The sequence below is a fragment of the Anabaena lutea FACHB-196 genome, from assembly GCF_014698305.1.
GTDB lineage: Bacteria > Cyanobacteriota > Cyanobacteriia > Cyanobacteriales > Nostocaceae > Anabaena > Anabaena lutea.
Genome location: NZ_JACJST010000029.1, coordinates 49,044 through 69,789, shown reverse-complemented (window position 1 = coordinate 69,789; position 20,746 = coordinate 49,044). Strand labels below are relative to the sequence as shown.

The following is a 20,746-nucleotide window of genomic DNA, read 5'->3' as shown; positions in this document are numbered from 1 at the left end:
ATTTATTTAACATTAATTTCAGAAAAATATTTTAGCGATGCCTGTTTTTAACTTGGCGATCGCACTTTTTTTGCCCCACCTCACAAAATCGCGTTGCTCCCTGGTCGTACCCTGGTAAAAATTGACCGATGGTTCCCCAGTTCTAAACGCTGTGGGCATTGTGGGCATATCGTTGATAAACTGCCGTTGAATGTACGTGAGTGGGATTGCCCTAACTGCGGGACGCACCACGACCGGGATATCAACGCAGCTAAGAATATTTTGAGCCAGTGCCGTGGGCGGGTTTCCCGACTTGAGGCAACTGGCGTGGCGGTGGGACACACCGTTACAGTCTGTGGAGCGAACGTAAGACCTGATAGGCATAAGTCTAAAGGGCAGTTGCAAAAAACCCGTAAGGGACAGAAACAGAAACCTAAGTCGTGAGTCTTAGGAATCACCGTGGCTTTAGCCCGGTGAGAATGTCAACTTTCTTCACCTGTGAACATAATATTTGTTAACCAGTTCTGTGAGCATCAAGAACTAGACTTGTTAAAGTATGCTATTGATTCGCTACTTTCTTCTACAGGGAGCTTTATTCTAAAAGCTGTCCTCTGCGCTGATTATTGGCGGTTAGTACAACTGACTACTGACAAATGACCATGAATGGTGATAAAGAACCTCTAGGTTGATTATTTCCCCATTAACTGGATGATGTTAAAAGTTTCAAAAGTTAAAAAGGGAAACTGTCAGAAGTTCGGTATTGTATTGCTGGAAGCCGGTTATGTAATGATGAAGCCATGAACAAAACGGTTGAAGTTCTACCGGATCAACCAGCGCTGGTTGCACGGGCGCTAGATTTGATCTTATCCAAATTGGAAACTGCCATTCAGCAACGAGGACAATTTACTATTGCCTTATCTGGTGGTAGCACACCTAAGCCGTTGTATGAAGCCATCGGTAATCAAAAGCTGCCTTGGGATAAAATTCATGTGTTCTGGGGAGATGAGCGTTATGTCGCACCAGATCATCCTGATAGCAATGAACTGATGGCACGTCGCGCTTGGCTAGATCGTGTTCCTATGCCAGCAGCAAACATTCATGCTGTACCAACTTTATCAGCCAATCCAGCGGTAGATGCTGCTAAGTATGAACAGCATCTGCAAGAATTTTTCCATTCTGCACCAGGAAAGTTTCCCGCATTGGATGTAGTTTTATTGGGAATGGGTGATGATGCCCATACTGCATCATTGTTTCCCCATACAGAAGCGCTTAAAGTATGCGATCGCTTGATTACTGTGGGTAATAAAGACACTAGTCAGCGCATTACCTTCACTTACCCATTCATCAACGCTGCTCGCAGTGTGATTTTTTTAGCTGCCGGCGCTAATAAAAGACCTGCTTTAGCCCAAGTCTTCGCACCCGAAGCTGATGATTTCACTTATCCATCTCGCTTAATTAAACCCCAAGGAGAACTTGTGTGGCTGCTGGATGCAGCAGCTGGTTTGGAACTGAAACCTTAAAACCTTAAATCAGTCAACAGTGAATAAACTGATAACTGACAGAAGAGGACGCTCCAGATGCGGAGAGTCGCCTGTGTCCGACGTTCGACGCAAATGGTTTCAAGCCCCCGACTACAGTCGTGGAGAAGAAAAAAGACATTCCTTGCTGGAATCCCCTGGCTTTAGAGATGGGGTGTAAGAGCGTCTCCGTGTCCCCGCGTCCCCGTGTCTTCTTCAATTCTGCTTGCTAGTACTATATTTTACGATGACCTTGACAAAGGCTTAAATCCATGATCGTCTGCCCGAATTGCAATCATCCCAACCCAGACGGCGCTGTTCAGTGTGAAGCTTGCTATACACCCTTGCCAGCGACTACTAATTGCCCTAGCTGTGGGGCAACAGTGCAGGCAGATGCTGCTTTCTGTGGTCAGTGTGGCTATAACCTACACTCAAACGCTGCAATGGTTGCCACAGCAGTAGCACCAACCGTTGCTCCTGACATCCCAGTGGAAGTACCACCATTGGTTACACCTGACCCCATGTTAGAACTTTTACAACCTGATGCTCTGGGACTCAACACTCCTGCTAATTCTACCCTTCCACCTACAGTAGTTTCAGTAGCGCCCGAACCAATACCAACACCTCCACTGCCGCCTGTCACACCACCAGTTGTGGCGGAAGTTACCCCACCACTACCGCCTGTAGCACCTCCAGTTGTGGCAGAAATTACCCCCCCACTGCCACCTGTAGCACCTCCAGTTGTGGCGGAAAGCACCCCACCCTTGCCACCTGTAGCACCTCCAGTTGTGGCAGAAATTACCCCCCCACTGCCACCTGTAGCACCACCTCCACCTATAGCTGTAGTTCCTGAGCCGGTTGTTTTTACACCACCAGCACCTGAGCCAGAACCAGTTTTTGTGCCTCAAGCCGCACCGGAACCGGAACCAGTACTACAAACAGTCACTGCATCGAGAACTCAATTACAGCAAGTTGTGGCGCGGCTATTTCATGTCCAAAGTAATCAGGAAATTGAATTGCCGCAAAATCTCTCTGTGGTGCATATTGGTAAGCCTAATGACCGAATTCCTCCCGATATCGATGTAGCTGGATTTCCAAGTTCCGAAATTGTCTCGCGGATTCATGCAGATATTCGCGTTGAGGGAGATGCTCATTATATTGAAGATGTCGGTAGTTCCAACGGCACTTACATTAATAATTTGCCGCTATTACCAGGGAACAGACACCGCTTACGTCCAGGCGATCGCATCAGTCTGGGTAAAGGAGATTTGGTAACGTTCTTATTTCAACTTTCTTAGACAAATAATTCGTAATCCTTAGTTTGTAATTGGTAATTAATAATGAATAATTACCAATTACGAATTCATAATTAGGAACCTAACCAATGAGGGAACCAAAAGATTTTCCACCCTTCCTGACTCAAGAAGCCCCCACCGAAGTTGAACGCATGGGGTTAAATTGGCTAATAGGAGCAGCGATCGCTACTGTATTTTTGTGGCAATTACCAAACGGTGATTATATTTTATACCCCTTCACCATTTTAGCCACTTGGTTTCACGAAATGGGTCACGGCTTGATGGCGCTGATGTTAGGGGGAAATTTTCAGAAGTTGGAAATTTTTAGTAATGGTTCTGGTGTAGCTACTTATACTATGCGCTCAACCTTGGGTCCGATTGGGCCAGCAATGGTAGCTGCCGCAGGGCCAATGGGTCCACCTATCACCGGTGCAGCTTTGATTCTCGCTTCTCGTAGTTTTAAAGCAGCTTCTTTGAGTTTGAAGATTTTAGGCGGTTTGTTGCTGCTGTCCACATTAGTTTGGGTGCGTTCTTGGTTTGGGTTGATTGCAATTCCGGTGTTGGGTATTATTATTCTGGGAATTGCTTTGAAGGCTCCTCGTTGGGTACAAGGGTTTGCAATTCAATTTTTAGGTGTGCAAGCTTGCGTGAGTACCTATCATCAATTAAATTATCTATTTAGCTATAGTGCTGGTTCTTTGGGACTTTCTGATACGGCTCAAATGCAGCGGTATTTGCTTTTACCTTATTGGTTTTGGGGTGGTTTGATGGCTGTGGCTTCTTTGGTGATTTTAGTTCAAAGTCTGCGGGTTGCCTATGGTTCTGATACCGCTTCACTTTAAGATGGACAGACGCGGGGAAATAGGGACGCGGAGAAGCAAAGAAGGAAGAAAGAAGGAAGAAAATAGCTAATCTTACACTGTTGTTAGTGATAGGACTAGTACAGTCCGGCGGAAATAAACAGACCATTTTAAATGTGTAAAACCCTTACGGAACGGTAATTACGAATTACAAATTACGCGAAGCGGTACTAAGTTTGGATTTCTTCTATCAGTTTAATAATTTGTCGGTAGTTTTTTATTTTTCCTTCTTGATAATAAAGGTTCGCTGATTTGCGGAAGTCGTCAATAGCATTTTGCTTATCTCCCAAATGTCGGCGAATATTTGCCCGCATTAGATAAGCGGAAGCTGAAGACGGTTGCAGTTTTAAGGCTTGATTTAAGTCTCTTAGCGCTGCTTTTGAGTTTCCTAACCAAAAATGGCTGCGACCCCTGTTAAACCAGTCCTCAGCTACCTGAGAATTGATGATTATTGCCTGGTTGTAATCGGCTATTGCTTTTTGATAGTCTTGTAGGGCATAGTAGGCATTAGCGCGATCGCTATAAAATGTAGATGATTGGGGATTTAACCGTAATGCTTGAGTATAATCTTGGATTGCGCCTACGAAGTCTTTTAAGGCATAGCGGCTCAAACCCCGGTTGTAATAAGCTGTGACTAAATCGGGATTTTGTGCTATTGCTTGGTTATAGTCTGCAATTGCTCCCTGTTCATTTCCTTGCAACCACCGAGCGTTACCCCGATTACAGTAAGCTTGGGGAAAATGCGGTTCAATTTTGATTGCTTGAGTATGATCTGCAATTGCTGCGGAAAAATCTTCTAAAGCTTGATAAGCAATAGCTCTTCCATAATAAGCATTTGCTAAATTTGAATTTATCTGCAATGCTTGATTATAATCTTCAATTGCGCCTTGATAATTTTCTAGAGAATATCGAGCCGTAGCGCGATCGCAATATCCTGTAGCTAAAGTAGGATTAAGTTGTATTTGTCGATTGCTATCTTCTATTGCACCTTGATAGTCTCCCAATCGCTGACGCGCATTAGCCCGAAAGCCGTAAACTATATCTAGGGTAGGATTTTCTTGCAATGCTTGGTTAAAGTCTTGAATTGCTGCTTGATCATCTCCCAAAGTACTACGCAGCAAACCCCGCTGGTAGTATGCTTGAACATCATCAGGATTGAGTTTGATAGCTTGGTTAAAGTCTTGCATGGCTTTGTCATATCTGGCAAGATGACAAAATAACAAAGCTCGGTTGTAGTAAGCTTCCGCAAAGTTGGGTTTTAGATCTATTGCTTGATTATAATCTGCGGTCGCACCCTGATATTCTTGAAGAGCGTAACGGGTATTACCACGATTATGATAAGCTTCGGCAAAGTTGGGATTTAGGGCTATTGCTTGATTATAATCTGCGATCGCTTCTGCATACTGGCCAATACTATGGTAAATATTACCCCGATTACTATAAGCTACGGCAAAATTAGGATAATACTCCAAAGCTTTGTTGATATCTGCAATAGCTTCCTGATAATTCCCGCGATTAAAATTAGCTAACCCCCGGCCATGGAAAGCCTTAGCAATATCGACATTGAGATTCTGCTCTGACTGAGTACTATTATCTATTGCTTGCTGATAATCTGCGATCGCTTTTTCATATTCTTCTAAAACCAAGTAAACATTTCCCCGTCCTTGGTAAGCTTGAGCTAGAATAGGTTCTAACTCTATTGCTTGGTTAAATAGCGCAATAGCTTCTTCAAAATCACCCCCTAACTTTTTCTTTAATCCCTGATTTATCAACTCTTCAGCATTCATGTAATTTTTTTGTGATTAAGCAGTCGCACCTGCAAATAGCATTATTATCATTGTAGGCAAAATCTACAAATCCTCTCCTTTGATACCATTTCTTTGTGAGCCTGCGCTAAACTCTCTTCATTCCTCTTTGCGCCTCTGCGCCTCTGCGTGAGACAAAAAAAATGTAATTCATTTACCAGACAATTAATCTAAGTAGTAGCAACTTCTAATCGCCCACCCTTCAATTCTAAAACACAATCAACACCTTGCAAATGATTTAACATCAACTCATCTCTTTGCTGCCAAACTGCAAATATTTTTTCTCTACCATCTGTTAATGATTCTAAATCAATTTGATAGACATCATTTACCTGTTTCAACCGCAAACCCAACAAATTTAATATGCGGCTAATTATCTTAATTCCAGAAACAACTTCGTTTCCTCTCACCAAATCAATACCCAGCGCTCTTTTAATATGTTTACTATTCTGAACAGCAACATTTTTTAGCCAAATTAAATCAGCATCACTTTCACTAAACACTCTTTCTGGTTCCAAAAACTGGAGCATTCCTAATGCTATCATAGCTTCAACCTTCAGAGTATAAGTCCTTAAATCGGGCAGAAAAACCTTACCCTCACCCCAAGATAACTGCTGATACCATTCTTGCTCATCTCTGACATGAAAATATTCACTTTCATGAGTTAGATAATAGTGAATTAGCAATTGTCCATAATATCCTTTATCATCTTGTAACTTCAACAGCGGAGTAACTTCAACTCCATACCTTTGTCTGAGGATATATTTATTAATTTCTTGACGTTCGGCTTCACTCAAAGAATGCTTACTCAACAGTTGTTCATACTCTACATAATCAATATCTTTAGCATTAGCGACAGCAGTTGCAGCCAATAATTGATTGTGGATTTTAATATCTTGAATTTTGCGTTTGATGTCTTTAGCCTTTTGGCGACTTTGCGACCAATCTTTCTGCACTTTCACAATTTCTAATATTAACCGTTTTCGGGTTTCTATATCACTAGCATCAGTTGCAAAAAATGCCAAACGTAAATCCCGAAGAATATTATTTTGAACGGCATTACTTCGCATTTGAATGTGATGCCCATCTGTAATTAAACCATCTTGCATCGACTGACGATAGAGACGAATAGAAGCATTTACTCTAGCAGATAATTTAGCCCAAGTTCTTAAATGAATAGGGTCATAAACCAAAGGTAAATCAACATCTATTTTATGTAAATGACTCAGCAAAGCTAAATTTTCTTTTTGATTTTCCTGATACCAATAAGATAACAATCGATAATTTGTACTCCCGCTACCAATTAAGCCAATACCGCGTTTAGCACACCAAACAACTCGCGGTACATCATCCCGGACTCTAGCTAAAGCTTGTCGTGCTTCTGAGTCAGGAATTACTCCTTGAAAAATGCCATAAACCCGGTCAAAATGTTGAACATCAATACTAATTCCTGTTCCCAAACTAGGAGTAACAAAAACGGTTTCATAATCAGTTATTTTTTGATTAATAGCGCCTATAAAATCAACCGCTGCATGACCAGGTGTATTAGTCGTATGGCTACTAACTACCAATGTATTAGGAAATTCTTTTCTTAATTTCTGTAATCTTTGCCTTAAGTAACCTTCAATAGTTTCACAACTGTAACGTCCCGTCCGACTATCTGTAGTCACATAACATTTACGTCCAGCAATTAAATCCAATTCTAGTTGATGAATTAAAGGAGTTGGGTTAGGAGAATCATAAAAAGTCACATCCCAACCTTGCTGAGGTTTCCATTCATTGACAACCACCCAAGGAGTTAATTTTATTCCTGATAATCCTTGTAAATATTCCAGAGATACATCTGATAAATCTGCATCTTGAGCAATTACTAAACCCCCAGTTGTTAAAACTGTAGAAATCAGTTCTTGGAATAATTTAAGAATTCTTACCCGCTTTTGTTTACAAGTATTACTATTGAGTAAATGCCATAAAGATTGTTCAACTTCATCTAAAATAATTATTGCACCTCGCCAATCTTCTGGCTTCAATTTCCAAATAGAATCAACACATAAACCGAAAGATTGAGTAATTGGTAGTTCAGGCTCATTTTCCGCAAACCATTCTGTTTTATTTATTCCCCAATTAATCCCAATCTTTTCACACAAAAACCGCCCTAACAGGATTCTGTGAGTAATTAATAAAACTGGTTGATTGCGATTTTTAGCTTTAGTAACAACAGCTTGCAATCCTGTGGTTTTACCTGTGCCTTTAGCTGATTTAACTCCCACTAAACCAGAGGTAGGGAAAGGTAGTTCACCTAAATAGGGAACTTTCACTGTTAGTGCAGCCGGAATTGTTAAATCTGTGTGAGGTTTAGTTTGGGCAAGATAAATTTCTAAATCAACACTTTGGTGATAAACTTTATCGAAACTGATTGCACCTTTAGCGACGATAAAGTCATCAACGCCTTTTTCTTTTCCTGGTAGTTCAACAACTTTTACAGGACAGTTTTCTTGTTGAAATAAACAACCAAGTTGGGAAATAGCATTATTAACAGCAGCAATTTTTTTAGCTTGAGTTTCAAAATCAAAACAAATATAAAAATTACGTTTATTTTTAGCGAATATAGCTAAATCAGGTATTAATTGACGACGAGTAACTTTGCCAAATTCATCTTTAATAACTCGATAACCGCTGGTAATTCCCGGAATAGCAATAGCAGCATATCCTTGTGTTAATAATGCGGCTGCTTTTTTCACACCTTCGCAAATAATTATCGCAATATTAGATGCCATTACCCATTGCCAAAAACCGACTGCTTCACCATCTTCAGTAATGCTAATATTGTCAGGCATGGCAATTTGATAACGTTGGGAAACTTGTTGCCAAATTTGCAATGTCACCCGCAAACAAAACACCCGTGTTGGTGTGCTGGGAGGATGTTCATATTTAATAGATTTGCCATTTTGATTTTGTCGGGGTTGACTGGGTTTAAAGCATCCCCATTCCATCATTTGCCAATTATTAAGAGGGTCGCGTCCAGAACACCACCAACCACCTTCTGTAATGTGGCTGTAACGCTGTAACCAGCCGTTTTTGATCATGCCAGTATTGGTGCGGGGGAGTTGGTCAGAAATCAGCAGATATTCATAAGCATTCACGCCTTGAAGCGATTTAAAATTTAGTTGAGCTATGTGTAAAGAAATACCATTAACCTTGACTAATTCTTCAAGGTGTTGGGGGTGTAAATAATGCAGATGCATGGGCAGAAGCGCTAGGGGAAGACAACGAAATTAAAACCTTAACACGCATCTGCTAATTTTCTCTAGAAGAATTTGCGATATTTTTAGGATACTTTTATTACATTGTTTTGAGAGATACTTCGGTGAATACACAAATTGGTGATTTGGGCGGTTGAATGGTGGAAATAATAAGTTTGTATTGTGATATTTATCTGCAATAAATTTTTATTTATCAGTAAATCTTCTATTTGGGAAATAGTAGAAGTGTACTCATAACTTGTGATAAGGGAATTTGTCAAGGTGTAATAGCTGTCAAGTTTATTGTAATAATTTTTACTAAAAGTTTATTAAAAGGAATATAAAAATATATTATTAGGATGATTTATAACTTTACGTAATATTTCACTGAAATAAACAACTTCATAATTAGGTGCAAGTTCTTTTTGCAGTTGCTTCCACAAACTAATACCTTCTTTCTCAAAAGCGGTTTGTTCTTCTGTACTAAAACCAGGAGAGTCACCAGCATCTTCCCAATTCAAACTTGCATTATAACTTTCTTCCCATTTTTCTAAACGGGTAATAGTTTCTTGACTCAGTGGTAATGTTTCTGGATCAATATTGCCAATTTTATCAGGACTCACCCACCATAAAGGGTAACATCCATAATCAGCCATGAGTTTGATTTTTTCTACTTTAAACAGCATCTATCAATTCAAAATGAATTTTCTTACCAAGAACTCTAGCAGCCTTCAATAATAACTCAAGATGCTAGTTATCTAGTTGAGGCTGGTAATAGGTAATTGGTGATAAAATCTCAGTCTTAATCCTGTTCATCCTTAAATCCTGGACATCCTGATTCAGACAATTTCTCTAACTAGCAACTTACGTTATTACGAGCATCAGTTAAGTTTGTTTGATTGGACATGGTGGGATTTTTCCTCATGCTGTAGCTGATATTTTTCAATATTATCAGTTTGCTTTCTCACCCGTCTGGGAATTAATTCCCAGTCTAATAGCCGAAGTCCGTTTTAACGGACTCAAAGATTATTCTAGTCGTCTTTAGACGACTTTTGCTATTAGACTCAGAATTCATTCTGAGGCGGTTATTGGACTTGAGTAGACTTTAAGCTTAAAATAACGTTATTCCTGCTGCAATCAGACTCATAAGTGCTGTAACAAACTCCATAGCACCAGCACTTTTACTTAATAAATTTTTAGCTTTTTCTATCGGTCTTACAACTGCATTTTTATCAGGTGTAGGTTTTTTAGCCTCTTGGATAGCAGTAGCTATTTCGTAATCTACATCAGTAACTATTTCAGCATCAATAATTTGAGCATCACCAGCTTTTGATAGTTCACTTTTTACTTTTTGTAGTTCACGAATAAAATCATTGGTATTCTGAATATCACCAATATTTATATCACCTTTGATGTTAATATCACGCGCTGCATTATTTTGATTTTGTACTTTCTGGTTACGTTGATCAAAAGTTGCCACATTGCCTCCTTGTGCGTTGTTATAAATTGTTAATGATACAAGCCTTTCAATTTGATCGCTTAATGCTAAGTCCTTGGGCATCTTCCAAGGAATATCACTCAGTTCGAGGATAAAATCTTGCAAGCGACTACGAACTGTTAGTAATATTTGAGCAAAGATACTAGGAGAGACGGGTTTTTTTACCTGATAGCATTGATGTCCACCAATTCCAAGTGGATTACATTCGTTCCAAACGGCAATTTGGTTCGCAGTCCAACTAAAGGTGATACTATCTTGGCTTGCTGCGTATTCTTCAACTGTTTTAATACCAGGAGAAAACCTAATTTTGTCAGCATTTTTTTGAAACCAATCAGGTGTATTAATTAGAGAGATTGGCAGATTTTCATAACCATTCCATCCATTAGATATGTGAGCCAGCAATGGTGTGTAAAAAATACGATAGTCAGGTACTTTATCAATATCTGGATAGCCGTCTAACTCATACTTAACCAACTGCTTTAAACGATCATTTTTCAGATCATGAGCCAATAGCTTGGCTTTGAGCAAAATCGTGTGGAGTGCTACTTCTGGATTAAGAATTTCTTCTTGGATACGTTCTACAATATCATCCATATATTCATTAGTAATTGTACAGGGTCTTTGACAACTAATAAACACTGCATGGTTATTTTGAACTATTTAACTATGCTGTTAAAAGCATAGCTTACACAGAAGTATTTGTGTACTATTAAAATATAATTACAGGTAGTAATAGCCGTACTTTTACTGTTCTAATTTATAGATTATGTATTATTCCTTCAGCGCTACAACATTACTTGGTATTCTTCCTTCGTGTACTATCCCTAACGGGACGCTACGCGAACGTGTCTTCGTGGTTATTTCAAAAGTAAGGGTACAGCATTGCTGTACCCCTACAAAGTGTTAAATAAGAATAACCAAACTCAAACCTACGCCCCTACAGACTCCTTAGCTGCATACAAAACTTCAGCCGAGATATCTTTAAACCCACGTTCACGAGCAAACTTTTCAGTATTTCGCTTCACTTTCCCGCGCACAAACCCAGGAATTTTATTCAATTCTGCTTGTCCATCTTTTGTCCAATTCAAACCAGATTCCGCAGAAATTCCTTTGGTAATTACTTCTTTTGTATCGTGTCCACCAAAGATTTCTAATAAGTGATCTTCCATTCCTAAAGTAAAGGAATTGTAGATTAAATCTGTGATTTGATTTGTGCCTTCATAACCCATAAAAGGTTTGTAACCAATGGGGAAATTCTGCACGTGAATAGGTGCTGCAATCACACCGCAAGGAATATCCAAACGTTTACCAACGTGACGTTCCATCTGTGTACCAAATATAGCAGAAGGTTCAACGCGAGCGATCGCATCCCCAATTTCTCCATGATCGTCTGTAATCAATACCTCATCGCAATATTCGCTCACCTGTTCTCTAAACCAGTCAGCATCATACTTGCAATAAGTACCAGCCCAAACCACATGAATCCCCATTTCTCGTGCCAAAATCTTAGTTAAAGCCGCAGCATGGGTATTATCACCAAATACCACCGCTTTCTTCCCAGTCAAGTTCTGACAGTCAATAGAACGGGAGAACCAAGCAGCTTGGGATACATGGAGAGTTTGCTCATTAATGAAGTCTTCGTAATCAACCTCAGCACCTTGGGCGTTAATTACCTGCTGAATTTTGCGGATACATCTTGCAGTTTCCACAACACCCATCGGTGTAATATCTACGTAAGGAGTGCCAAATTCTTCTTCTAAATATTTAGCTGTAGTTAACCCCAATTCTCGGTAAGGAGTGAGGTTAAACCAAGCTTGAGGCATACTTTTTAACTCGTGTACCGAAGCACCTTCAGGAATAACAGTATTTACCTCAATTCCCAAATCAGCCATTAATCGTTTCAATTCAGTGACATCGTGGTTATTGTGGAAACCAAGAGTAGAAACCCCGATAATGTTAACTGAGGGTTTCGCCGTTTTCCCTGCTGGTAATTCACCTTTTTTGCGGGCTTTCTCGATGTAATATTGAACGATTTGTTGTAGAGTCCGGTCTGCTGCTTGTAGTTCGTTATAGCGGTAATGGTTCACGTCCGCCAGCATTACGTCCCCTTTCGCTTCCAACTGCGCCCTTTCCACAAAGTTGTGTAAGTCTTCTTGCAAAATGCTGGAGGTGCAGGTGGGGGTTAAAACAATTAAATCCGGGTGTTCTTCAGCATCTTTACGGGTGATGTTATCTACCACCTTTTCTTGAGAACCACGGGCTAAAACGTTTCTGTCCACCACGCTGGTTGTGACTGGGGTGAAGTTCCTTTCCCGCGATAGCATGGAACGCATGACGTTAAAGTAGTCATCACCTAGTGGGGCGTGCATGATTGCATGAACATTTTTAAAAGAACTAGCAATCCGCAAAGTACCAATGTGAGCGGGACCAGAATACATCCAGTAAGCCAATTTCATCCTGTGTTCTCCCTTGACAAGTTCAATAACTATAAGTGCTTGATTATTAAATCGTTTCTGATTTTCTCAAACCTAACCGCTATGAACAAATAAGGTTTGTTGCGAGGTTATTTGATGAAGGAGGCGATAAGACCTAGTTACTGACTGGGTTATGGCTGTTGATTTAAACAATATTCATGTTGTTTAAGTAAATAAATCTTAATGATTTGACCAATACTTTTATCAATCAATTTTTAGCGCTCACCTAAATAGCGCTTTACATGACTTCCTTGATCAGTTATTCGCTAAAATATACACCATAGGGTTAATTATCGGCTTCATTACCCATTACAAAAATCATGGTAAAAATACCCTTTCTGGCTTCGACAATTCCTCCTTTGACAAACGGCGACAAACTCACTCGTTATGAATTTGAGCGTCGATATAATGCCATCCCTAAACCTAAAAAAGCTGAATTAATCGAAGGAATTGTTTATATTATGCCTGCTGCTCTGCGTTTTAGAAGTCATGGACAACCTCACGCTCGAATCTTAACATGGCTTGGTAATTATGAAGTTTTAACTCCCGGTGTGGCATTAGGAGTTGAACCCACAGTGCGTTTAGACTTAGATAACGAACCTCAACCTGATGCAATTCTGATTATTATACCAGAAGCAGGAGGCCAAACTAGACTTAGTGAGGACGATTATATTGAAGGTGCGCCAGAGTTAGTTGTGGAAATTGCTGCTAGTAGTGCAGCTATAGACCTACATGGCAAAAAACAAGCTTATCGCCGTAATGGTGTCAAAGAATATATTGTTTGGCAAGTTTTAGACCAAAAATTGACTTGGTTTTCTCTAGAACAAGGTGAATATTTAGAACTAGCACCTGATCAAGATGGAATTTTAAAAAGTCGGGTATTTCCAGGTTTATGGTTAGCAGTAAATGAATTATTAACAGGTAATATGCAAGGCGTGTTGAATGTTTTACAAGCTGGTTTACAGTCTGTTGAACACAGGGATTTTATACATAAATTAGGTAGTGATTAACTCTATTATGCAGTGATTTACAATTTAATTTATTAGTCCTAATGCCGTAAATGTCAGTTTTTTTATAGATAATCAAAATAGTGTTTAATAAGGCTCTGCTTGATCAGCGTAGCACAGGAGGCGGAGCCTCGTATATTTCATTACCTGCCAGAGACAGGTAACGAGAAAAAGTCTCTAAAAAACTAATTTACTCACCCAAATTAATCGCCGGATTCCTACTAAAAAACCCCCTGGGCATCAACTTAAACCCAACTTGGTGTCGTGGCATTACAGGCCAATCTTCTGGACGGGGAACATGAGTCATTCCCATTGTGTACCACACAACAATATCTTCATTTTGCAAAGATTCATTATCAGCAATATATTTTGGTAAACCTTCTCCCATTTTTGTTTGATTCGGATAATCTCCACCTGCATACATTTCACCGGGTTTATATTTTGTCACCCAAAGATGATGAGTTGCAAAAGCAGCTTTTTCTCGGATCTTCGCACCTTCTCCAGCATACATAATTGTATTTCCTCCCGCCATCAACATATATGCAGGAGCAACACCTAAACTATTATGTTTATCTGCACTAGTAATCATCCATTCTCGACTGTGTTTGATATCTAAATCACGGACAGCATCTTTTTCTGTCTTTAAGGATGTATCTTCTACGGTAATAGCATTTCCTAAAGGATTTTTATCACCCATTGGCAAAGATTGAACATTCATTTCCATTACGGAATTAGACTGTCCGTCAACATCTAAATCTAGACGATAATTAAAGAAATGCTGATGATTGACTCCAAATATATTCTTAGAAATCAATCGTCCAAAGTGATTATTTTCCTGTTTTGTTGCTGCTGTTCCCTGTGCCAATACAATCCCAGTTAACTCATTTTGTACTTCTAAAGTACCGTCTTGGTGAAATATCCAATTGATGCTGTAGTCATAATTATCAACTGCCGTCGTCATCTTCATTACTAATTCACGACTGCGACGCAGATAATTTTTCTGGGTACTGTAATCAAAATGTTTCCACAATACTCCGTTATCTTGTTCGTAAATACCAATTACTCCTGGCATGGTGTAAGCCTCTCCTTCACCATTAGCAAACACCGCATCAAGTAAAATCCCATTTTCAGGAATTTCTTGACCTAATTCCATTTGGTTCGCTAATAAACCAATGTTGTATTCACCAACATCAAAGGCATTACGAAATGACCAATTAGGATTTGTATCACCATAAGGTACTGCCATTTCTGATAAACTGGCACGATACAATACAGGACGATTTTTTTCACCATCGTTATAACTGGCCTGGTACAAAACCAAGCCTTCACGGGGATGCATTAAATAACGAAATTTCCAACCTTGCCAAGTAATTTCGTTGCCTTGAATTTGGAAAGTATGACCATCAGACTGGATAATTTTTAATGGTTTAGGTGGTGGACTTACTTTGCTAAATGACTTAATGTCATAATCCCAGTTCTCTTGGGAAATAGGAACTATACCGTTATCCACAAAACTAGCAATTTCTGCTTTATTTAAATTGACGGTAACTAAAAGCCCTTCAATGGGACGGGCGTAATAATTCCATGATTTACCTCGATAATAAGATAATACTCGACAAATACGATTACCTGCGGTTGTTTCTTCTTTGGTTAGTATTCCTGATGACCAACAACTGATTTGCACTTGGTCAAAATCTTTAATTCCTCTTTTCTTTATGGCTTTTTGCCAGCGAATATCAGAGGTAACTATTTCTCTAACTAGTTCATAATCTGGAGGGAGAATTGCAGGCTGAACACCCGTTTTTTCTTGCCAGGATGTTACGCTGTTTGTAGCGAGGTTAATTATGCCTTCAAAGGTTTTATTGAGTTCGCGCTCATAAACTACCAAAAAAACCTGGCGCTGAAACGGTTTACCAGGTGTAAAATTCAAGACTTCTTTTTTATCAGGTTCTTGCAAAGCTATTATTGGGAAAAATGCTGTTTCACTCAATTGTTTTTTATGTTTGAGTATATCTACAGCTGCGTTGATTTCTACTTCAGTTAATGGATTTAGAGGATGAGAAATTACTGATTCCTGAGCAGATAATATTTCTGGAAATCCCAGGGAGATTGTAAAAAAAAGAAAAATGGTAATAACTACCTTAAAAAAATGATTCAGCCTCTTAATCATTATGGTTGATTTTCTTTGATAAAAACATAGTTATTAATTCCTACGTTCTGAGCAAAAAACCGCCAAATTAAGAGGCATATATCAATTTGAGATTGAGCAATTTTAAGCTGAAACTAAGCGACGCAAAGATTCTGCACGGCGTTTTGCAGTAGCATTGTTGGGTGAAACTTTTAGTGTGGTTTCATACATTTCTAATGCCTGGGCGGGTAATTTTTTCTTCTCGTAGGCGTGTCCAAGATTATTTAGGGCTGATACATAATCTGGTTTCAATTTAATGGCTTCTTTATATTGACGAATTGCTAAGTCATATTGCTCTTGGGCAAAGTAAACATAACCCAAGCCATTATAAACTGGGGCAATACTCTCTTCCCCCTCTTCCTCAGCAGCTTTTAAAGCTTTTTGAAAAAGCGGTATTGCTTGGGTAAAAACTTTTTTTTCAGAATAAATACTGGCTAATTCGTAATATTCTTGTGCTGTTCCCTTTTCTTTACTTAACTTGGTTTTCAACTTAGAAAGAGAACTTTCTAGTTTGCGAGTTTTGAAAAGCTGGCGAAAAACACTCACACCGGCAAATGCCAGCAACGTGACGAAAATTGAGAGATAAACAAGGACTAGATTGTTATCCATTACCTACAATTACAAATATTAAAAGTGCTTTCTCTATCTATTATTCAGCTTTCTGGGACAATGGAGAAATAAAAAAATAATTCGTAATTCGTAATTGTTAATAATGCCTACGGCAGGCTACCGCCAACGTAATTATGCCTTCTGCCTACTGTTAAATATTCATGTCTACCTATGATAATCCCCAAAATTGTGCGCGTTCTTTGAGCCAACCTGTTACTGTATAACGAGCGATCGCTTCATTCACCTTTCTTCTTAACTCATCGTACTGCAATCCCTTGGGTGTAACCACCGACAAAGGCTCGGCTGATAGCTTGGTTGGTAGTAGCCGATATTGGGAATCTTCTTGTACCCAACCACTCAGAACGCTGGTATCAGCAGCAAAAGCATCAGCAGTGTTGCTTTCTATTTGCTCTCGTCCTTGAATATAGGAGTTCACGCCTATTAATTCGGCACTTGGTATAAAATATTTTACATAACTAATCGTGCTGGAGTTGTTGAGTACAGCTATTTTGCGTTTTTCCAAATCTTTTAGCTGATTAATTGCCGTATCTTTTGTGACTATTGCTGCACCATCAAAATAGTAAGGAACACTGAAGCTGACTATGCGGGAGCGCGATTCAGTTGCTGTGACTCTGGCAATGGTGAGGTCAACTTTATTTTCTAAGACCACGGACAAGCGATCGCTATTAGCCACTGGTTGCAACTTCACAGCATCGATTTTACCTAACAAATCACCTGCCAAACGCTTGGCTAAATCAATTTCTAAACCTTGTAAATCGCCTTTACTATCCCTAAATCCCAACGGACGCAAGTTATCTTTAACAGCAATATTTACATAGCCTCTTTGCTGAATTTCCGGCAACGTAGCGGCTGATGCAGTTCCTCCAAAGGAGAGACAAAAAATCAGAAACAAGGTAGCGGATAATACCAGATGTAACTGATTAATTTTTGACCATTTGTTACATCCGTTATTCATCCGTTGCCACCTTTATCCTTTAACTGAGCTTGCCAATTCAGCAACTTTGGCGAAACTTGTAGGGTCAAGAACTGCCAATTGTGCCAACATTTTGCGATTTAGTTCCACGTTGGCTTTTTTCAGATTACCGATTAACTGGCTGTAGCTTAAGCCATGTTGTCTGGAAGCCGCGTTAATACGAGTGATCCACAGACGACGAAAATCGCGCTTTTTATTTTTGCGATCGCGGTAAGCACTGCGAAGTGCCTTCATTACCTGTTGGTTAGCGGTTCTAAACAGAGTTGAGTGAGAACCACGAAAACCTTTAGCTAGTTTGAGAATTTTATTGCGGCGTTTACGAGCTACATTACCGCGTTTTACCCGGGTCATATCTTAACTACCTGTGATGTTTTACAAATAAGGAAGCATCAAGCGCACATTGTCTTCGTCGCGCTCATGTACAAGTGCAGACTGGCGCAAACCGCGCTTTTTGTTAGAAGACTTGTGTTCAAGAAGGTGGCTTTTGAAAGCTTTGCGACGGACGATTTTACCGGTGCCAGTAGCACGAAATCGCTTGGCGGCTGCTTTACGAGTCTTGAGTTTAGGCATGGGATGGCTTTGATTCGACACAATCTAATAGTATACACTAAAAAAATTGAAATGAACTAACCGCAGCAGCCTAGAGACCGCAGAGGAAAGAAATTTAAATTTTCAAAGTGGCGTTGATATTTAGACATCTCCAACAAAGTAGAGACATTCCATGGAACGTCTCTACAAGGGTTCCAGATAACGCATCTTTAATTTTTGGGTCTATTGGGATCTAAGACAACGCTTGAGCCAGATTTGTCAACATGGTAAGTCCAAGATTGGTTTTTCACTTTCACGCTGACTGCCCAGCCTTCTACAGGATCATACTGTTGAGTACAGATTTCCCCAAAGTTGAACACACAGGCATTACTAAAGGTTTTCTGGGTGCTTTGAGTGATTTTTATCGCATTAATCGGTAAGCCAGAACGTTGAGCAGCATCTCTCAAAACTTTATCAGCAATACTTTTCGGTAGTTGATTAGTGCTGACTTTGGGATCTAAGATAATTTGTGAGCCAGATTTATTGACATGATAAGTCCATGATTGATTTTTTACCTTAACAACCACTTCCCAACCTTGAATAGGTCTATATTCCCTAGTGCAAATTTCTCCAAATTGAAAAGCGCAAGGATTACTAAAGGTTTTGGTTGTAACTTGAGTAATTTTCAAATCACGTGTTTTTACTCCAGAACGTTTGGATGCATCCAGTAGTAATTTTCTAGAAATACTTTTAGGTAAATTGTTTTGAGACGTTTGTCTCTGTTCTGTATTAGGAACAGCTAACGATGGATTATTGTTAGTAATTCCCATCCCACAAGCTAGTAAACTTGTTAAGACCAGGGTGAGAATAATCCCTTGAGGTAATTTGCGGGTGCTGTTGATTTGAGTTAACAGTTTGATGATAGATTTCATGGCGATGTCAATAGACAATTAAATTAAACTTTAGGCTGTATGAACTAAGACGTTAGTTCACAATAAAGGTTTCTTCCTATGAAATAAATCTAATACCTATCAGAAGATGAAGTTGCATAGAATTCAAAAATAACAATAATTAATCCTATGTAAACACATATAAGCAAAGATAACCAATGGATTTCATTATTCTGTGACACCTCACATAAAATTGGTATAAAAAGATGTTTGTATGGTATTGTTATTAACATTAAAAGCCCTCCAACCTAAACCCTCTTGCCCCTTCTCAGATAATGTTTATAACCTTTCTCTATAAATTGAAAAACATTCACTAACCGACAACTATTGAATTAACTCTTATTGATTGGAATCTTAATCACAAATTTAGTTTCTTTCATAGGTATGGAATCATAGCTAAGATATCCCCCATGTTCTTCAACTATAATTTGATAACTAATCGATAAACCCAGACCTGCACCTTTGCCTACAGGTTTTGTTGTAAAAAAGGGATTAAATATCTTGCTGTGTAATGCGGCTTCGATTCCCGAACCGTTATCTGCAACAGTTATTGTTATCCATTTAGCATCTAGTATTTCGGTAGTGATACAAATTGTGGGTTTCTTTATTTTTCCTATTTCTTCTTCAGCTATTTTTGAGTTTAACATTGAGCAATTATCACTAAAAAAAGAATCTTCTATGGCATCGATGGCATTAGTTAGAAGATTCAGAAACACTTGATTAAGTTTACAAGGATAGCAAGTGATATTTGGCAATTTACCGTATTGTTTGATAACTTTAATTTCTGGATATCTATAGTCTTTTCCTTCCAATCTGTGCGCCAAAACCATTAAAGTGCTGTCAATTCCCTCGTGTATATCGACTGCCTTGAGTTCAGCTTCGTCCAGCCTAGAAAAGTTACGTAACGATTTAACAATTGCCTCAATCCGTTTTGTTCCCAATCTCATAGAATTGATAACTTGAATTATATCTTCTACTATAAAATCCACATCTATGGCTGCTCTAATATCTTGTATCTCTTGAGGAGGATTTGGATAATATGCTTGATATTTTTCTAATAATTTTAACAAATTTTCAATATACTGTTCGGTATGGGTAAGATTACCCTGAATAAAGTTTATCGGGTTATTAATTTCGTGAGCCACACCAGCAACCATCTGACCTAAACTAGACATTTTCTCAGATTGAATCAGGTGGGTTTGGGTAAGTTGTAACTCTTTCAATGTTTGCTTTAAGGTAGTTGTCCGTTCCTCAACTCTAAGTTCTAGTTCTTGATTTGCTTTTAAAAGAGCTTCTTCTGCTTGTTTACGTCCTTGGATTTCTTTTGCTAATTCATCTATTTTTTTAGTCAGCAAAACAAAGTTAATATTGGCTGCTTTTCTCTCTTCCAACCTGAGAAGAATTAGAGCTAAAGATTCTTCAGACCAAGGTTGAATAACGGCTCCTTGACAACGACACACTAATGTTTTTCCATGACTATTGTATAAAGTCAATGAACCCAAAACCATTGCACGGCTACGAGAACAAGCTTTGAGGTAAGCAGAAATTTTATGGTGAGGCTCAATTGCCAGATCAAAAATCTTTTTTTCTTGCAATTCCTGACGGCGTAATCCCAGCATATCTGTTACTGGTCGATTAGTAGCTAGTATCTGACCATCACTATTCACTAAAAGTAAAGGTTCTGGCAAAACTCTGGCAAATTCAAGAAAATGTTCAGGAGTCATGCAGTTTCTATTTTTAATCTTTAAGCATTCCGACAAAAATGCAATAATAATCTAAGAATCAAGCATGGGCTGAATA

Annotated in this window: 17 protein-coding genes; 5 read left to right on the top strand and 12 right to left on the bottom strand. The window is 39.1% G+C overall.

Going from position 1 to position 20,746, the window contains the following annotated elements; translation table 11 throughout:
* The first annotated feature begins 93 nt into the window (after positions 1 to 93).
* The 4 genes from H6G59_RS23580 (at position 94) to H6G59_RS23565 (ending at position 3,633) form a co-directional block, all read left to right on the top strand.
* Positions 94 to 423 carry a zinc ribbon domain-containing protein gene (locus H6G59_RS23580; protein ID WP_422603007.1) on the top strand — a complete coding sequence of 110 codons (330 nt, stop codon included), beginning with the start codon at positions 94 to 96 and terminating at the stop codon, positions 421 to 423.
* A 353-nt stretch (positions 424 to 776) separates the two neighbouring features.
* On the top strand, positions 777 to 1,499 hold the full coding sequence (gene pgl / locus H6G59_RS23575) for a 6-phosphogluconolactonase (RefSeq protein ID WP_190719260.1): 723 nt from the start codon (positions 777 to 779) through the stop codon (positions 1,497 to 1,499).
* A gap of 269 nt (positions 1,500 to 1,768) precedes the next feature.
* Positions 1,769 to 2,794: an FHA domain-containing protein gene (locus tag H6G59_RS23570; protein ID WP_190719257.1), complete on the top strand. Its 1,026-nt coding sequence runs from the start codon at positions 1,769 to 1,771 to the stop codon at positions 2,792 to 2,794.
* A gap of 86 nt (positions 2,795 to 2,880) precedes the next feature.
* Positions 2,881 to 3,633, top strand: coding sequence for a M50 family metallopeptidase (locus H6G59_RS23565; protein ID WP_190719254.1), 753 nt, complete (start codon positions 2,881 to 2,883; stop codon positions 3,631 to 3,633).
* A 188-nt stretch (positions 3,634 to 3,821) separates the two neighbouring features.
* On the opposite strand, the gene H6G59_RS23560 is transcribed toward H6G59_RS23565, so the two are convergent.
* From H6G59_RS23560 to bchB, 5 genes are all read right to left on the bottom strand, one after another.
* Positions 3,822 to 5,438: a tetratricopeptide repeat protein gene (locus tag H6G59_RS23560; protein WP_190719252.1), complete on the bottom strand. Its 1,617-nt coding sequence runs from the start codon at positions 5,436 to 5,438 to the stop codon at positions 3,822 to 3,824.
* Between the two features lie 188 nt (positions 5,439 to 5,626).
* On the bottom strand, positions 5,627 to 8,701 hold the full coding sequence (locus H6G59_RS23555) for a plasmid replication protein, CyRepA1 family (RefSeq protein WP_190719249.1): 3,075 nt from the start codon (positions 8,699 to 8,701) through the stop codon (positions 5,627 to 5,629).
* Positions 8,702 to 9,027: 326 nt separating this feature from the next.
* Positions 9,028 to 9,384, bottom strand: coding sequence for a hypothetical protein (locus H6G59_RS23550; RefSeq protein WP_190719246.1), 357 nt, complete (start codon positions 9,382 to 9,384; stop codon positions 9,028 to 9,030).
* 425 nt (positions 9,385 to 9,809) lie between these two features.
* Positions 9,810 to 10,790 (bottom strand): AbiTii domain-containing protein, encoded by a 981-nt coding sequence (locus H6G59_RS23545; protein WP_190719243.1) that lies wholly within the window; start codon positions 10,788 to 10,790, stop codon positions 9,810 to 9,812.
* Positions 10,791 to 11,125: 335 nt separating this feature from the next.
* Positions 11,126 to 12,652, bottom strand: coding sequence for a ferredoxin:protochlorophyllide reductase (ATP-dependent) subunit B (gene bchB / locus H6G59_RS23540; RefSeq protein WP_190719240.1), 1,527 nt, complete (start codon positions 12,650 to 12,652; stop codon positions 11,126 to 11,128).
* A 338-nt stretch (positions 12,653 to 12,990) separates the two neighbouring features.
* Here bchB and H6G59_RS23535 point away from each other — a divergent pair, with 338 nt between their 5' ends.
* Entirely contained in the window at positions 12,991 to 13,680 is a 690-nt protein-coding gene (locus H6G59_RS23535; RefSeq protein WP_190719237.1) for a Uma2 family endonuclease, read from the top strand.
* Positions 13,681 to 13,867: 187 nt separating this feature from the next.
* Here H6G59_RS23535 and H6G59_RS23530 read toward each other — a convergent pair whose 3' ends face one another.
* The 7 genes from H6G59_RS23530 to H6G59_RS23500 all read right to left on the bottom strand — a co-directional run bounded on the left by H6G59_RS23530 (position 13,868) and on the right by H6G59_RS23500 (position 20,670).
* Positions 13,868 to 15,847 carry a primary-amine oxidase gene (locus tag H6G59_RS23530; RefSeq protein WP_190719234.1) on the bottom strand — a complete coding sequence of 660 codons (1,980 nt, stop codon included), beginning with the start codon at positions 15,845 to 15,847 and terminating at the stop codon, positions 13,868 to 13,870.
* A gap of 102 nt (positions 15,848 to 15,949) precedes the next feature.
* A complete protein-coding gene (locus tag H6G59_RS23525) occupies positions 15,950 to 16,474 on the bottom strand; it encodes a tetratricopeptide repeat protein (protein ID WP_190719230.1) in 525 nt (174 codons plus the stop codon).
* Between the two features lie 169 nt (positions 16,475 to 16,643).
* On the bottom strand, positions 16,644 to 17,450 hold the full coding sequence (locus H6G59_RS23520) for a transporter substrate-binding domain-containing protein (RefSeq protein ID WP_190719226.1): 807 nt from the start codon (positions 17,448 to 17,450) through the stop codon (positions 16,644 to 16,646).
* A 12-nt stretch (positions 17,451 to 17,462) separates the two neighbouring features.
* Positions 17,463 to 17,819: a 50S ribosomal protein L20 gene (rplT, locus tag H6G59_RS23515; protein ID WP_071188073.1), complete on the bottom strand. Its 357-nt coding sequence runs from the start codon at positions 17,817 to 17,819 to the stop codon at positions 17,463 to 17,465.
* Between the two features lie 21 nt (positions 17,820 to 17,840).
* Positions 17,841 to 18,038: a 50S ribosomal protein L35 gene (gene rpmI, locus H6G59_RS23510; RefSeq protein ID WP_016951337.1), complete on the bottom strand. Its 198-nt coding sequence runs from the start codon at positions 18,036 to 18,038 to the stop codon at positions 17,841 to 17,843.
* 188 nt (positions 18,039 to 18,226) lie between these two features.
* Positions 18,227 to 18,928 carry a hypothetical protein gene (locus tag H6G59_RS23505; RefSeq protein ID WP_190719224.1) on the bottom strand — a complete coding sequence of 234 codons (702 nt, stop codon included), beginning with the start codon at positions 18,926 to 18,928 and terminating at the stop codon, positions 18,227 to 18,229.
* Between the two features lie 350 nt (positions 18,929 to 19,278).
* Positions 19,279 to 20,670 (bottom strand): ATP-binding protein, encoded by a 1,392-nt coding sequence (locus H6G59_RS23500; protein ID WP_190719221.1) that lies wholly within the window; start codon positions 20,668 to 20,670, stop codon positions 19,279 to 19,281.
* Between the last annotated feature and the right edge of the window lie 76 nt (positions 20,671 to 20,746).